The organism is Pirellulaceae bacterium (genome assembly GCA_029243025.1).
In the GTDB taxonomy this organism is placed as follows: Bacteria; Planctomycetota; Planctomycetia; order Pirellulales; family Pirellulaceae.
On record JAQWSU010000006.1, the window covers coordinates 254,324 to 270,701 of the forward strand.

At 52.7% G+C, this 16,378-nt stretch carries 10 protein-coding genes and 1 tRNA gene; 4 read left to right on the plus strand and 7 right to left on the minus strand.

The genetic code is table 11. From position 1 onward, the window contains the following. The first annotated feature begins 51 nt into the window (after positions 1 to 51). From P8N76_03080 to P8N76_03090, 3 genes are read left to right on the plus strand one after another with little or no spacing between them, the layout of a single operon-like run. On the plus strand, positions 52 to 1,083 hold the full coding sequence (locus P8N76_03080; GenBank protein ID MDG2380632.1) for a MoxR family ATPase: 1,032 nt from the start codon (positions 52 to 54) through the stop codon (positions 1,081 to 1,083). 48 nt (positions 1,084 to 1,131) lie between these two features. Continuing rightward, positions 1,132 to 2,028, plus strand: a complete 897-nt coding sequence (locus P8N76_03085) for a DUF58 domain-containing protein (protein MDG2380633.1) — start codon at positions 1,132 to 1,134, stop codon at positions 2,026 to 2,028. Continuing rightward, positions 2,025 to 4,034, plus strand: a complete 2,010-nt coding sequence (locus tag P8N76_03090) for a BatA and WFA domain-containing protein (GenBank protein ID MDG2380634.1) — start codon at positions 2,025 to 2,027, stop codon at positions 4,032 to 4,034. The genes P8N76_03085 and P8N76_03090 overlap by 4 nt, the downstream gene beginning before the upstream one ends. Positions 4,035 to 4,085: 51 nt before the next feature. Here P8N76_03090 and P8N76_03095 read toward each other — a convergent pair. The 6 genes from P8N76_03095 to P8N76_03120 all read right to left on the minus strand — a co-directional run bounded on the left by P8N76_03095 (position 4,086) and on the right by P8N76_03120 (position 10,324). Beyond that, positions 4,086 to 4,169: transfer RNA gene (locus P8N76_03095), tRNA-Leu, on the minus strand. Between the two features lie 114 nt (positions 4,170 to 4,283). Further along, complete coding sequence (locus P8N76_03100) at positions 4,284 to 5,819, minus strand: SpoIIE family protein phosphatase (GenBank protein MDG2380635.1); 1,536 nt, start codon at positions 5,817 to 5,819, stop codon at positions 4,284 to 4,286. A 449-nt stretch (positions 5,820 to 6,268) separates the two neighbouring features. Next, complete coding sequence (locus P8N76_03105; GenBank protein MDG2380636.1) at positions 6,269 to 7,468, minus strand: DegT/DnrJ/EryC1/StrS family aminotransferase; 1,200 nt, start codon at positions 7,466 to 7,468, stop codon at positions 6,269 to 6,271. A 220-nt stretch (positions 7,469 to 7,688) separates the two neighbouring features. Then, entirely contained in the window at positions 7,689 to 8,870 is a 1,182-nt protein-coding gene (locus tag P8N76_03110) for an HlyD family efflux transporter periplasmic adaptor subunit (protein MDG2380637.1), read from the minus strand. A gap of 3 nt (positions 8,871 to 8,873) precedes the next feature. Then, a complete protein-coding gene (locus tag P8N76_03115; protein MDG2380638.1) occupies positions 8,874 to 9,548 on the minus strand; it encodes a DUF4956 domain-containing protein in 675 nt (224 codons plus the stop codon). Next, positions 9,545 to 10,324, minus strand: a complete 780-nt coding sequence (locus P8N76_03120) for a polyphosphate polymerase domain-containing protein (GenBank protein ID MDG2380639.1) — start codon at positions 10,322 to 10,324, stop codon at positions 9,545 to 9,547. Before P8N76_03120 ends, P8N76_03115 begins: the two co-directional genes overlap by 4 nt. 429 nt (positions 10,325 to 10,753) lie before the next feature. On the opposite strand from P8N76_03120, the gene P8N76_03125 reads away from it, so the two are divergent. Further along, entirely contained in the window at positions 10,754 to 11,542 is a 789-nt protein-coding gene (locus P8N76_03125; GenBank protein ID MDG2380640.1) for a hypothetical protein, read from the plus strand. 530 nt (positions 11,543 to 12,072) lie between these two features. On the opposite strand, the gene P8N76_03130 is transcribed toward P8N76_03125, so the two are convergent. Continuing rightward, entirely contained in the window at positions 12,073 to 16,278 is a 4,206-nt protein-coding gene (locus tag P8N76_03130) for an SdrD B-like domain-containing protein (protein ID MDG2380641.1), read from the minus strand. Positions 16,279 to 16,378: the final 100 nt, after the last annotated feature.

Sequence of the window (16,378 nt, forward strand, 5' to 3'; positions counted from 1 at the left end):
ATCAGCCAGGCAGTCCCTGGGGGGTTTTCGCGTACAGGAAAGGAACACGACATGGGCGTCGGTGAGAATATGCAGCAGCAAGCGGAAGACTTCCGTCAACGATACCAGACGGTCAAGGACGAAATTGGCCGCGTCATCGTCGGACACGATGAGATTGTGCACGGTGTGTTAACCTGCCTTTTCGTGGGGGGACACTGCTTGCTCGAAGGCGTGCCGGGACTCGGAAAAACCATGCTGGTTCGGACCCTCGCCCAAACACTCAACCTGGATTTTTCACGCATTCAATTCACACCCGACTTGATGCCCGCAGATATTCTCGGCACCAACATGGTTGTCGACTCACCGGATGGAAAACGGGTTTTCGAGTTTCAAAAAGGACCGCTGTTCACTCAAATCTGTCTCGCCGACGAAATCAATCGAGCGACCCCCAAGACACAATCCGCCATGCTCGAAACGATGCAGGAAGGCACAATCACCACAAGCGGAAATCGGTACGAACTGGACAAACCGTTCTTTGTCATGGCGACGCAAAACCCAATCGAACAGGAGGGAACTTACCCCTTACCAGAAGCTCAGTTAGATCGCTTCTTCTTCAAACTGGTTGTCGGCTATTCCAATCGAGAACAATTGAACGCAATTGTAAATCGCACAACCACTGGGACCAGTATCACCCCCCAAAAGGTGATGGACGGTGCAGAAATCGTCAAATGGCAATCGCTGATTCGCGAAGTAATTCTGGCGGAACACGTGCAGGATTACATCGTCCGACTCGTCCTGTCAACGCACCCGGAAGGCCCCTTTGCTTTACCAATTACAAATCAGTATCTCCGTTGGGGAGCCAGTCCACGCGGTGCTCAGACCATCGCCTTGGCAGCCAAAGTCCGAGCGTTACTGGAAGGTCGTTTCAACGTCAGCTTTGAGGACGTGCGGCGGGTATTCCTACCCGCCATGCGTCACCGCGTGATCTTGAATTTCGAGGCCCAAGCCGAAAGTGTCGACACGGATAGCGTGCTTTTAGAAATCTTGGAAAAGCTCCCTGAAAAATCAGAGGATACTCCGGCAACGGCAACTGTCGCTAACTAATCCGTTTCGGCTACGTCCCGTTCTGCAACCTGTCGAGAGAATTCTCCTGTGATCAATTCGCGTGCATCAAAGCCGCTCCTGAGTCCCGAATTACTAGCGCAACTGGAGCGTCTGGAGCTTGTTAGCCGCAAGATCTTTCGTGGACGTGTGAAAGGCGAGCGGCGGAGTCGTCGAAAGGGACAAAGTGTCGAATTCGCCGATTACCGAAATTATGTCTCCGGCGACGACCTGCGGTTTATCGACTGGAATCTCTACGCACGACTCGACCGCCTCTTCCTGAAAATGTTCTTAGAAGAGGAAGATCTGCATTTCTTCGGTTTGCTCGATGCAAGTTCGTCGATGGAGTTTGGCGATCCGACCAAACTGGAATACGCCAAACAACTGGCAGCCGCGTTGGGCTTTGTTGGCTTGTGTCGTACCGACCGAGTCAAATTGGATGTGTTATCCACCGATCTCGGCCCCCGTTCACCCGCACTGCGAGGTCGACACAGTCTCTGGCAGATGACGCAATACCTGGAATCGATCCAGCCGAATCAAAATGTGAGCCTTGAACTGGGCATCAAGAATTTCTGCCTACAAAACAGCGGCAATGGCATCCTCGTGTTAATCACCGACCTCATGGACAAGGCAGGTTATGAAACGGCGTTGCGTTATCTGCTTTCCCAAAATCTTGATATCTACCTGATCCATGTGCTGTCTCCCGAGGAACTGAATCCGGAAATCAACGGCGATCTCAAACTGGTGGATTGCGAGGATGCTGACGTTGCCGAAATCACCGCCAGCCGCCCGCTGCTCAAACGCTATCAAAAAACACTGGCATCCTTTGTCAATGGTGCCCGCGAATTCTGCAATCGACGCGGTATTACCTACATCATGGCGAACACCGAAATGCCGGTGGATCGGCTGGTCAGTAGTTATCTTCGACAACGGGGATTGGTGCGATGATCAGTCTTCTTACCAATTTCTTCACGCGATCCTTCGGTGCGTTAAATGGTTGGCAATGGCTGACACTGCTTTCGATACCGCCGTTAATCGTGCTGCTTTACTTCTTGAAGCTGAAACGTCAGCCGCTGGAAGTCCCCAGTACTTATCTTTGGCATCGAACGCTCGAAGACCTTCATGTGAACAGTCTTTGGCAACGACTGCGAAAGAATATCCTACTTTTCTTACAGCTCTTATTGCTGTTATTGGCGATCCTCACCTGTCTCCGCCCCAGCTGGGAGGGCAGCAAGCTCAGTGCTGACCGCTACATCTTTTTGATCGACTCCTCCGCGAGTATGGCGGGAACAGACCTCAAGCCAACCCGACTCGAATCCGCCAAGACCGAACTGATCGAACTCATCGACCAGGAACTCAAAACGGGCAGCGTCGCAATGATCATCAGCTTTTCAGATCGCGCCATTGTCGAACAACCGTTTACGGACAATCGACAGCTGCTACGACGACGAATCAGAAATATCAAGCAAACAAATCGAACCACGGAGATTGACGAAGCCTTACGCGTCGCTGCCGGACTCGCCAACCCGGGACGGAGCGGAACTGATGATTCAGACGTGGCGGCAGCAGAAGCAAAGCCCGCGACCATTGTGATTTTCAGCGACGGCCGCCTGAACCGCGAACCCAACTTTTCGATGGGTAATCTGACTCCCGTCTACCGCCCCATAGGCAGCACTAAGGCCGAGAACATTGGCATCGTTGCCTTTAGCACCGGGCAATCCGAGGAAAAACCAGACGAACTTCAGATCTTCGCTCAACTGCAAAACTTCGGCGAACAAGATCGGACGGTAACCGTTAATCTCACGCTGGATGGCTCGGACACACTCTTGGACGCAGCGCGAATCGAGGTACCTGCCGGGGGAATCGGCGGTGTTGAGTTTATCATTGATGCGATCGAAACGGGCGAACTCAAATTAGTGATCGAAGAGACCGATGATCTGATGGTCGACAACGAAGCCTATGCCGCTGTCAATCCACGGCGCCGGGCTCGAGTCCTCTACATTTCGCCCCGAAACGATGCTTTGGAAACCGTGCTCGAGACGACCTTTGCTCAGAAATTGGCAGTTGTCGATCGACTCCCAAGTGACCAACTCGACACGGATAATTACCTTCAAATGGCAAACAATGGGGCATATGACTTGATCATCTACGACCAATGTCGCCCGGAAGAAATGCCGCCGTGCAACACTTATTTCATCGGCGTGTTACCTCCCGACCCACGTTGGGCAAGTGAACCAACAGAAGCCGTTCCGCAAATCATCGATATTGATCAATCGCATCCGCTGATGAGATTCGTTGAAATGGGCAACGTCAAATACATCGTGGAAGGTACTCCGCTGACGTTACCGGCAGGGGGCAGCATGCTGATTGACACCCAATTGGGCGCAATCATGGGCATCGCACCACGGGAAGGGTTTGAAGACCTTGTCCAAGGGTTCGAAATCGTTGGTCAGAACGACGCAGGTGAAACCTATGCCAACACCGACTGGCCAATTCGAACAAGCTTTCCAATCTTCATCGGCAACGTCCTGACCTATTTGGGCGGTTCCAAGGTTGAAACCGCTCAGCTCAGCAGTCGACCGGGACAACCCATTGGACTGCGCACCCGTGCACCGGTTGAAGAAATCCGCGTAATCGATCCCAGCCAAAAGTCCACGACCATTCAGCGAGGCGGACAAAACACTTTTCTCTACGGCGGCACCGATCAGCTTGGCGTCTATCGAGTGCAAGAAGGTAACAACAGCCAGATCAGTCAGAGATTTAGCATCAATCTGTTCGACGTCGTTGAGAGCGATATTCCCCCCGACTCAGAGCTGAGAACGGGGCCGGTCGACATTCAAGGCCAGAAAAGCTGGGAAACAACCCGCCGTGAAGCTTGGAAATGGTTGCTGCTCGCCGGATTGGTTGTGCTGATGATTGAGTGGTACATCTACAACCAACGAGTCTACGTTTGACAATCGTAACAGGCACACTTTGTGTGCCTGTTACGATTTGCTTATCGAAAGTGCGCGAGAGAGGACTCGAACCTCCACGCCCTTGCGGGCATATGGCCCTCAACCATACGCGTCTGCCAGTTCCGCCACTCGCGCTTCGAAGGCCCCTGTTAAAGTTGGGCCTCTTCTTATGACCTACTCTAAAACGCTTTCGTCGGGTGGTCAACCCGATGTCTCGTCGGCCGGTATTGAGGACTACCAGCTCCGCACTTATTCCTGTCGCTTGACCACAACCACGGACCGATTCCGCTCGTCACTCACCTGCTCATTCATCAGCTCGATCGCCATCTGAGAAATCTCCGTTGGCGAAAGATGGATATGGCGCAACAACGTTTCAGCAATTCGTGTGGTATTCACCCCGATTTCATTCGCATCGAACTGTTGGTCACTCATGACGACCAAGACATCACCGGGTGCAATCTGGTGCCGCTGAGTGGCAAACTGCACTTCGGGTTCAGCTCCCAGAGGTGCTCCATCCCGAACAATCGGTTCCCAACCATGAGGTCTTAGAATGTAAGCATCCATCGCTCCGGCCGTACACGATTCGATCCAGCCATTTTTGGTATCAATTCGAGCCAAGAACATTGACGCCACCCCTTCACTGGGCGAACTGGACCAGGCAACCTGATTCAGATTCTGCAGAATCGAGCCAACTTGGTCGTTGTAGCCAAGCTGCCCTTGCAAGGCACCGCGAAGCAGCGTCCCAGTCATCACGCCCGCAGCCGCGCCCGGCAACCCTGCCAGCCCCACCATCAGGTCATCGTTTTCAAGGAGCCGCCAGTGGTGAAAGTTTCCTGAAGAGGCCGGAGACTGAGTCGCAGCACTGCACGCCGCCCACCCCTCAATCATCGGTGGAATCAGTCGACTGCGTTCATCTAACCATTGGGCAACTTGATCCGATTGTGTCTGCAAGGCTCGAGTTTGGTCAAACTCATTCAATAAGACTCGTCGCTCGATCTCCGTGGCGATCCGGCCAGCCATCAATTCCACCAGCTGGGTTTCGCGGGAGGAATAATCGCGAGACCGATCGCAGAACAGCCACAATGTACCGAGGATAGCATTGGCGCCGGTGACCGGAACGCAAATGGCTGATAAAAACGATTCCGGAATATTCCAATGGGCAAACAGCCGCGTGTCTTCCATCACGACGGCATGCCCCGTTAACGCCTCCAGGTCAGCCATCGATCCACGCAGCGGGCGGGCCGGCTCAACAAATCGAAGGCTAGGCAGCCCCCAGTGCGACCGAAGCTTGAGCTCTGAAGTCGAATCATCCAACAGATACAAGGCGGCAGCCGACATTTCGAGTCCCTCAACGGCACCTCGCAAAATCGACTGCAAACGCAAACCTAACTCGGATACGTCTTCCTGATGAGAAACCACGGGGACGGCAGTCGCCAATTCGGCTTCCCGTTGCCAGAGGGCCCGCCGTGTCGTCTGCAACTCTGCCAAAATGCGACTGAGACTCTGACCCAAGTCCCGACCCTCCTGAGGAATTTCACTCGGGTCCGTCGTCGCTTGAGGCGCTAAACATAGATATTCGAGTTCCCCCGCTTGCGTCATCGCCAGGCGTCCCAACGCACGTTCCGCCGGGCGAGGCTCCTCTTTCTGACAAGCAAGGGTCCAACCGGTGAGTTTTTCAAAGGCTGAGATGAACTTATTTATACCGGGCAAATCCAAGCGAGATTCTAAGTCCGCCGAAAGGTTGTCACCGACATGTAGCTTGAGATGATTTGTTATAGGTTTCAACACTTGATCCAACCGGCAACATTTTTCTATCGAACCGCCATCCATGCATAAGATGCCACTCCAACGTGGCGGGGGCGAGTACTTTGCGCACACCCCCTAACGAATAAAACCATTCATCGTCCGTAAAGTCCACTCACCTGAATTACTTTGCCACACCACGCATCAGGACCGATCAATCGACGACCCGTATTGTGTCAGTCGTATCAGTCAACCGGCTCCTACCGATCATCGGAGATCGAAGGGGGCTTAGAATTTGCTTGAGGTTCGAGCGAGACGAGAGAAAGCCGCTCGGAAGAAAGCCGCTCGAAACAGCGACTGGCAGAGCCATCCGTCCACCCGCCGCAGCAACCTACCAGCTCGTTGCGCGGGCAAGGCATTCGGATGATAAATCGTCACCCGCTTGGACGGACGCAACGAGCTTCGGCTTAGGTAACTGGAGGAATGAGTTCCTAAGCGTTGGTCATGATGCCCGGCGAAACGCCGGTAGGCAGATTCGGTATGCGACTCTGAAAAAATCGTGCAACCTGTGCAACGACCGCTTCGATTTCCGCCGGTTTGAGTTCGGGGAAAACGGGCAGGCTCAAAACTTCTTTTGCCGCGCGCTCGGTCACAGGTAGACTTCCGTCCGAGTAGCCAAGAGATTGAAAACAAGCTTGTTGATGAAGGGGAATTGGATAGTAAACTTCCGTACCAATTCCGGCTTGGTTCAAATAATCTCTCAGCTCATCTCGCAGGTTGTTATTCACCCGAACCGTATATTGATTCCAGACATGTATAAGATCATTCTGCACCACGGGAAGCGTCAGATAGCGTTCCAGTCGCTGCGCCTTGAACAGCTCACCGTAACGCGCAGCATGCTGCTGCCTTGAAGCCGTCCATTGCTCCAGTCGCGGCAGCTTGATGTTCAACACAGCGGCTTGGATGGAATCGAGCCGGCTATTGATACCGACCTCACTATGGAAGTAGCGAGGCTTCATCCCATGACTGCGCAACAGACTGAGTCGGCCCGCGAGTTCATCGTTGGAAGTAACCAACATGCCGCCGTCGCCGAATCCGCCAAGATTCTTGGTGGGATAAAAACTGATACAACCAACGTCACCCAAACTACCAACGGGCTGACCGTCGCAGGACGCTCCAATGGCTTGGGCCGCATCTTCGATCACCACAAGTTTTTTGGCGGTGGCAATTTCATTGATCGCCTTCATATCCGCCGGTTGGCCAAAGAGATGCACGGGAATCACCCCACGCGTGGCATGAGTAATGGCAGCCTCAAACGCCACTGGATCCAGGTTGAAGGTGACCGGATCGATATCGACGAAGACGGGTTTAGCACCCAAACGCCAGACTGCGCTGGCCGTCGCAAAGAAAGTGAAACTGGGCACGATCACTTCGTCACCTGGACCAATGTCGTACGCCATGAGCGACAACAGCAAAGCATCGCTTCCCGAAGCACAACCAATTCCATGCTTCGCACCACAAACGGCAGCTATTCGTTTTTCAAGTTCTTTGCATTCTGGACCCATAACAAAGCTTCCCGAGCGGCAAACATTGGCAATCGCAGCTTGAATCTCAGCATCCAGCGGACGGTTTTCCCGTCCAATGTCCAAAAATGGCACCGGATTCGATGGAGATGTTTGGTTCTTGATCATCACTTTTGATTCCGTGAGGGAATTCGAATTCGCACAAATATCAGAGAAGACGCGGAAGCTAAGGCCTATTCGCAGACGGGTCAATATCAATGACACCACTTCGAGAGCCAGCACGCAAAGCAGCCTATTTGTCACGACCATGGAGTGCGTCAAGAAATATCCACACAAAGCAACCGAAGGGCAAAAGCGAGTGCCCCACTGACCAGATAGCAGTCACGAGCTAGCGAGCTCGGTGAGAGGGTCCTTGCCGAATAATCACGTTTAACAACTGACCAGGCCGGATCTGTTCGTCCCGCAAGGGTTGCGGAATCCTGATTTTGATCGGGGTCGCCCACTCCGACATCGATTGATCACGGAGCTGATTTGTGGGCACCGGTTCGAGTCGCGGACCGACCTCTTCGATGTCGGTCACGAAATCTGGACTTCCCGCCTGTCGTAAACGTAAGTGGACTTCCATACCTGGATGGAGCTGAGTGTGATTGGTGTCGCGAACGTAGCTCAACACGTAGTTCGAGTGGGAACCCGAAATTGCCACAATTTGGTCACCGGCAACAACCCGTTGACCAGGTCGACGGTAAATCGCGGTGATCACGCCATCAATTGGAGCTGTGATCCGCAGCTGGTCAAGCTCAATTCGGGTCTCTTCGATCAACGACTCTTGCACAGCAATACCGGCTTCGATCGGCGCCAACATGGAAGCAATTTCCGGCATCTGAACTGTTTCAGAGACAGCATCAAGACGTTGCTTGGCGAGCTGCAATTGATTTTTCAACTCGTTCCGCAGTTTGTTGGCCTCAGTGCCAACAATTCGATCCTCCAGCACCTTGGCAGTACGTTGGAGTTCTAGCAGGTTGGCTGACGCTGAATTGAGCGAGACTCGTTCCAATGCCCGCGCATCCGCTTGGAGCGCCTGGAAATTTGCCTTGTCGTTTTCATCTTGAGCCAACATCTGGACATATTCGAGCCGCTTGCTCTCATAATCCAACTTCAAACGCAACAATTCCTGGGAATGCTGCTGCTCGATGTCAAGTTCCTTTAACCGCAAATCGCTGGCAGCAGCCTGCAAATCGGCGGAAAGTTTAGCCGATTGCAGCTGGACAGTTTGAAGACGAGCGAGCGTGGGGCGACTATCGAGTTGGGCAATCAGATCACCCGCCTTTACGGTATCAAACAGTTGCCAGTACTCGGGATCCGGAAAGGTCAATTCACCGCTCACATCAGCGATAACGTCCATCTGATCACTCTGGACTTCACCGACGAAAGATCCGTTGTAGGCCTGACGCTCCCATAGCGTGAGCACCACCGCGACACACAGCAAAAAGCTGATGACCGGTAACGCTCCCAAGCGAAAGCGGTACCAATGCTGTTTGATTGGCGTCGGAATACGAGAAGATTGGGGCACCCGTTAAACCTCCGACTCGTCTTCTCGCATGAAGAGAGAGACACGTTGTACTCCCTCAGTATTTTCCAATTCCGTCTGTAACTCATGGCTTCGAGACGGATCACGTAATTGCAACCGGTAGGACATGTCGATGCCTTCGCCGACCTTGCGGGAAGCTGCTAACTGCATTCTTCGACTGTGCCTCTTTAAAACAGTGTTCAGGTTGGCATCCGCTGCACACAACAGATTTAAGACAACATCGTATCGCTGTCGGCTACCAAATTGCGTGACTCGCAGGTAGATCGAGATAAAAATGACGACAAATACACCGACGAGAGCCGTTGACTCCTGCCTCGTGCCAACGGCCATTCCCTCGACAATTGACCACAATATGTAGTAGGTGTCACGCGTATCCTTTAACACGTTACGAAATCGAACCACCGCGAAAACCGCCAACAATCCAAACGCGATGAACATACTGCCAGCCATCAGCATCATCATCAATGCAACAAGGACCGGCAACACCACCAGTGATGCGGTAAACGTTTGCGAATACGATAGGACCCGGTGAGTCCACATATAAGTCCAGCCGATCATTTGTCCGATGACAAATGCCAGTAATAGCAAGAACAAAGCTTGCTCTGGACTACCGATGGAATCGTAGTCGCTGTAAAAGAGTAAATCGACCCAGTTGCTCATATTGTCGAAGGGCGATGCCCGGGACTTTTGAGAACTCGTTTGTCCCGAAGAGCATCCACACACTTAACGTATTTTGGAACGGATGTACGCTGAAGATTAAAATCTTCAGCCAAGATCTCCATCCAATTTGGGAACCGATCCGTAAATTTCAGTTCCAACACGACACCTTCCATTTTTGGCCGTGCACTATTTCTCGGGATGGCTAAGTCCGTGCCGGGGACGTAAACTCCCCCTTCCAACTGACGATCGAATGTAACCCTGATTTGATTACTGTCCGGTGAAACATATGCTTCGCGGTGGTAGTACACATAGGTACAACCATGTGCGGTAATCCGATCGCGTAAATAACAAAACTCATCTAACGCATCTGCCGCCCGCATCGAAACCTTTGAACCGTACAGGTAATCTGGCGATGGCGTATGGCCGGTGAGAACGAGCTTGGCTCCTTCTCGAGTAATCGCCGCACGTTTCTTCTTAATCACATCGGTTTCCCGACGTTTGATCTCTAAAAAAGCGGGGTTTTGATCGTTGTCGTCATAGAACCTGATTCGTAACTTGAACCGGTTCTTCTGTCCCTGAATTGTTTGATCGTAAAGTAATAACCCTGAACTATCGAGGTATAAACTGCAAACAGGGTAACCAATGCCTCCGAATTTCACCAAGAACTCGTCTGGCTCCAAATAACTCTTAACGAATTCGGCGATCGCTCTCGCACGCCCTTCGTCGACGTAATATTTGTATTCAAAGCGACTTGCTTGCAGACCTTTACCAGCCACGGCTCCATCACCCTTCCAGCGTTCCTGTTAGTGGTCACCAAGTCATCTAGTCTAGCCATTATTCTTGGGAAATTCACGAGCCTCATTATAGTTTGCAGTTAAGACAAATAAAATGCGCAATTGATACGGATCTGATTTTTGCTGCGTATTCTTTTAACTTAGTGACGAATTAGGCCAACAATCCGTCAAACCGGATTAACCTTGACCCACAGCGACTAATTTCGAACAATCTGGCCGAAAATGGCTTCCAATTAGGGCTATCGTAGTTCCAAGGGCAGCTTTCCTCGTACTTTTGACAGTGCCAAACGTCGGCAGAAGGGCAAACGGATGTGCCTTCACAGGTCTCGTGTGTTTCGGCTTTTGACCCCACTTCTTCTCGCTGCCACTGCGAATGTCGGCCCCACGCAGGCAAATGCCAGTGAACTTATTGTGTTTAAAAAGCAGCCAGCTGCAGCGGGCGATGTGTCGCGCCAGACGATCGAATGCGACTTGGCAATGGAAATGTCGATTCGCCAGGGAGGCCAGGTTGTCCAAGCCCAGAATCAAACAATCGAGCGGAAGCAGCTGCGTGAATTGACGATCCTGAACGTGGGCCAACAAGCTCCGACGCGAGCGAGAATCAAGTTTGAAGAATCCAGTGTCGGCCTGAAAACGGCCGATAATCCACCCCAATCCTCCCCTCAACCTGTCACAGGAAAAATTTATCTCGTGACGCGCAATGAGGATCAGTTGGCAATTACTTATCCCGATGGCAGCGCGCCGCCAGAAATCGAAACGGCGATCGTGGCACAGAACATGGAAAGCTTTGGCCTTCCGAATCCCATTGCAAACTTTTTCAACGAACGAAAGATACAGATTGGCGAAACCATCCAACTGCCCAACCAAATCGCTCGGGAACTACTGGGCTTCCCTGACACGGTACAAAACATCACCCAATTCCAACTACGTTTGACGGAAACAAAGAACGTGCGAGGAAAAAGATGTGCCGTTTTTCGCATCCGTCTGATCGCAGACAACGCTGAAGCGGCTTCGCTCAAAATGGATTTGGGGGGATCGCTTGTGCTCGAAATCGGCACCTGCCGAACGGTGGCGGTTCAACTCAATGGGCCAGTGGGCGCATCGGAAATGCATGGCCCACCTCAAGGACAGTTCGAAGTTGCCAGCAAAGGGAACATCCGTGTCGCCGTTGAATCCGACTATCAAGCCAAGATCCGCTAGTAAGTCATGCTTGTGCGGCTCGTGATCAGATTATCTGGCTTCGCGATCGGCATTCGCGAGGTCAGCTTCGAAGCAAGGCACTCTGCGATACGGTCGGCGCAGCTCAAATTTCGCCCCCGCAAACGGCCCGACGCTCCCTAGGCTAAGCTCGAAGGTGCACCCGCAGCAACTTACCATGGAGCACGGGTTTGAACGCCGCCGGCCTGAGACGGTCAGACGTTTCCTTATCAGAAGTTGGAATCGCTTGTATCCAACGGCGCGAAGTCTTGTGACTTAACAGGGACAAAGAGTCAACCGGGATGAAAGCGTCGCCGATCGTGTTGGTTGACGAAAACACACGCGCATCGCGTCTGTTCGTTGTAAGACCGTTGCAGCCGTCGGATCATTTGGTCGAACTCCTCAGAACTGCAGATCACACGGGAGCAACACGGAACCCAAAAGCGACAATCCGACGGATGCATGGATAAGCTCCGCCGAACTGTCGAAAAGAAAGTGCTACCAACGAGTCGAAAGCTGACCACCATTTGACGTTATTCGGCGAAGGCGGCGTCCACCACGTCATGGTCGTTGCCATATTCGCCCTTTTGGAAGACATAGACCAGATCTGCACTGTCGAAGTCGCCGTCACCGTTCCAATCACCCTCGGCCCACGACGCGTTATCTTGCACATCGTCCTGGTACTTACCGGCACGAAAGACTTCGACAAAGTCTCGCGAGTTGAAGAAGCCATCAAGATTCGCGTCACCAAATTCCGTGTCCAGCACATCTTGAATCATGAATTCAAAATCGTTTTGATCGACCCGACCATCGTCCGTCAAATCGTACATCTCGGCATTTCGATTCGATCGAATTGCAATCCCCATTAGATCGATATCCAGGGCATTGAGTCGGCCATCAAAATTAAAATCGGCCGGCTGGAAGCGACGGATCGGCTGATTCCCAAAATTCAGCGGCTTGAGTGTTTCGCCGGCTTTCAAGGTGACGTGATGGCTGGCTGCCTTCTCGATGGCCACCTCGCCCTTCAACTGGAATCCGGGCAACCAATCACGGCCTCCGTTCTCATTCAGGTAGGCTTGGATGGCGTAGGAGCCGGGACGATTTGTATCGACGCGAATCGTTTGTCGCTCTGGCTTGAGAGCCATCGTACAGATGTCTCCGATTTGTGTGCCGTACATATCGACCTGGATTCGATTACCCTGCACCGACGCCCTGGCTCGATCCTTAAGTAAAGTGCCACAACCGTTAGGCCAAACTACCTCGAATGTCAGGGCTAGACCAAACTCGCCGTTCGCGGTCGGATCGGCCCTCGCATCAATCAGTTCGTAGGATAAGGCACGACCCGGTCGCAAATCCTCACTCGATTGGTCACCTATTACGATTTCCGACGACGGGAATGTTACTTGGAACCCCCGCGGAACCACTTCACGAATCACATGTTCGCCAGGTCGCAAGCCTTCCAGCCGGTAATGCCCCATCTCATCGGAACGCGTGTTCGGATCATCAACCTGTGTCTCCGTCGCTGGCTCACCAGAATCGTGACGTCCGTTATCATTCAGGTCAGAGAAGACCACGACACCGGATAAGCCCGGCTCGTTGCGCTCGCGGATTCCGTTGCCGTTTCGGTCAACCCATTTCACGCCTTCCACAGCACTCTTACGGATGGGTTGGTTCCCGAAATCGATTCCCGCTACGATTGAGTGCGGGCCAACCTGGACGACATGCCCCAAATTAAGCGGGAACATGATGCGGCGATTGGGATTTGGGAACGTCTGTTCGAAACCATCCGGTACAACTTCCAACACCAAGTGCTCACCGGCCGGAACCTTCAGTCGGTACATACCACTCTCGTCGCGATCTGTATCAGGATTATCACGCATCGTCTCAGCAGAAGGTTCTCCTCGATCACGACGCCCATTGCGATTCACGTCCGAGTAGATGGTGACCCCTGCCAAACCCCGCTCGCCTCGGTCGCGCTGGCCATCCCCATCACGATCAAGCCATTTGACGCCGTGAATTCCAGCCGATTGCTTAACGGGCTGATTACCAAAGTCCAGCCCGCTAATGCCTTGTCCCGCTTCAATGTTGACGATGTGGCCGCGCCCCATGCAGAAAATCGCCTTGCAAGTCATCAATTCGGGATAAGTCTGCTCAAATCCTGGAGGAACGATCTCGCGGACAATGTAGAAGCCCGGATCTGCACCCTTGATTGAATACAATCCAGATTCATCGAAATTGGTGAGCGGATTGTCGCGCATCGAGCGACTCGCCAACTCGCCATCATCAAACTGGTTATTCAGATTCGCATCGAGGTAAATCGTTACACCCGACAAACCAGGCTCACCCCGATCGCGGATTCCGTTGCCGTTCAAATCACTCCATTTGAGTCCTTGAACACCACCCGATTCCTGTTTGATAGGATGGTTGCCGAAATTGATGCCAGTCAGTGCCTCACCAGCCAACAGATCGAAGTGGTAAGGTTCGTTGGCTGGCCAAGGTTCTAAGCTAGGCAATTGCGGCGGGAAAGTGCGTTCGAAGCCAGCGGGGAGAATTTCAGTAATGAAATGCTTCCCCGGATCGAGACCCTCGAGCCAATAATGACCCGTTTCGTCAATTCGCGTCGTGGGATCATCAGCCAAAGTCACGGCACGGGGTTCATCTTCATTCAACTGGCCGTTCCTATTGAGGTCGGAATAAATGGTGATTCCGGCAACCGCTGGCTCATTTCGCCCTCGAATCCCGTCACCATTCAAGTCAAGCCACTTTTGCCCGTGAATGGACGCCGTCTCGGCTTCCGAATGGTTGCCAAAGTCGACCCCATTGATCAGTTCCCCAGCGCCAACCATGACGGTGTGTTGACCAGCACCTCCCAGGGAAACCAACCCGACCGTTGCCAAGGTTGGCAGAGCACTGTCCTCGGGCAAATCCTCACGCAAAGTCACCACCACATCATAGCGCCCCGGCTTGATCGATGTGAATTCGACTGGAATCGTTTCTGTTGAAATCACCTCAGCACAAGCATCGCCAACCTGATGGCCACTCAATTCGATCAGTAAATGTTGACCCACAACCGCTTGCATCGTTTCGTCAACCTTGATCGTCCCGCACGAGTCGGGCCAAGTGACCGACACATCAACCGTTGCGTCGATCGTATCGTCGTCATTGAGTTGAGCTTCCGCATCAGTCAAGTTGAGATCCAGCGCCACGCCCGGATTCAGTCGACTGACAACCGAGCGACGGACCTCCGCTCCAATTCCGGGAAACGTCTGTTCAAATCCATTCGGCACCACCTCACGCACTTGGTATTCCCCCGGCGTCAAACGAGAGAAGCGGTATTGACCGGTCTCATCCGCCGGCGTCCGAGGATTATCACGTGCCGTAAGCGTCGAGGGTTCGCGTGGATCCAGTCGCCCATTGCCGTTGAGATCCAAGTAGATTTTGACACCCTCCAAACCGGGCTCGTCGTCGTCGCGAATACCATTCGGTATGGCATCCAACCACTTGGTTCCCTGAATCTCATTCGATGGCTTGGGCCGATTGCCAAAATCAAGATTGTCGATGGCAGCACCGGGCTCCAGTTCAACCACATGAGCTCCCGGCACCTGATTCGAATTGAGTCGCACGGGAATTGATCCGATCGTCTCCCCCGAAGCAACATTCACAAACTGGATCCGAAACCTGCGCGGCTCACCATTTGACAAGATGCCGATTTCGAAGTTGGAAACGTCACCCCCGCAGCCATTGACTTGAGTACCCGACAAATTCCGTAATTCTACCGTGGGATCGCTGGCAACCACGTCGATCTCAATCGGGACCAAACAGAACGGATGAACGCTAATGGCAACATCGCTTATTTCCACGTCACCCGCGGGAATGTTCAAATTCAAATTTCGAGGTTTGACCGAAGCGAATTCATCAGCTTCGCCACCTCCATCAATTTCAATCGCAGTTGCCGGAAAGGTTTGCTGGTAACCGTCTGGTACAACTTCGCGTAAGACATGTTCACCCGGTCGCAAGCCACTCAGAGTGTAAAAACCTGATTCGTTGAAGTCCGTCTCCGGATTGTCGCGCGAAGTTCGGGTAAAAGGCTCACCCCGATCTTGGCGACGGTTGCGATTGAGATCCGAATAAATAATGACGCCACCCAAACCCGTTTCGTTCGGATCGCGCACGCCATCGCCATTTTGATCCTCCCACTTGAAGCCTTGGGCGCTTGCCGGCTTGGCGTCTAAGCGATAATTACCAAAATCACGCCCAGAAACAGTTTCACCAGCCGGGACAAAAACCACATGCCCACCACCGATCTCCCCATCCGCCAAGTTGTCCGTCAACAAACGCGGAAAGGTTTGCCGAAAACCGCGAGGCACAACCTCACGGATCGAATACCGGCCTGATTCCAATCCGCGAAAACGATACGTGCCCGACTCGTCGACATCAGTAAGTGGATTATCACGCCGAGTACGCGTTGTGGGTTCACCCAGGTCAAATTCACCATTGAAGTCATCATCCAGATAAATTTGCACACCTGCCAATCCGGGCTCACCTGCATCCCGCTCACCATTCCTATCAAGATCCTCCCACTTGCTGCCCATGATCGCACCGGTGAACGGAGCCACATCGTCGATGGGTTCAAGACCATCTCCGGCGAGCAGCCGACGACATTCGAGTGTTTCGATCCGCAGAGCGTTTGTTGAGACAGATCTTTTTTTTTCATTTCGATTGGTGAATCGGCGTTTCATAATCAGACCCTTGTTACCGTGGATTGCCATCGCATTACCTGCCCAAACCCAAGAGTCGATTCAGCAGCGCTCTTCCGCCAAGGTTTCTGGAAAAAATCAT

Bases quoted from the DNA above. Each gene is read 5' to 3' on its own strand.
- P8N76_03090 (MDG2380634.1), top strand. From the start codon at position 2,025: ATGATCAGTCTTCTTACCAATTTCTTCACGCGATCCTTCGGTGCGTTA.
- P8N76_03130 (MDG2380641.1), bottom strand. From the start codon at position 16,278: ATGAAACGCCGATTCACCAATCGAAATGAAAAAAAAAGATCTGTCTCA.
- P8N76_03115 (MDG2380638.1), bottom strand. From the start codon at position 9,548: ATGAGCAACTGGGTCGATTTACTCTTTTACAGCGACTACGATTCCATC.
- P8N76_03105 (MDG2380636.1), bottom strand. From the start codon at position 7,468: ATGATCAAGAACCAAACATCTCCATCGAATCCGGTGCCATTTTTGGAC.
- P8N76_03080 (MDG2380632.1), top strand. From the start codon at position 52: ATGGGCGTCGGTGAGAATATGCAGCAGCAAGCGGAAGACTTCCGTCAA.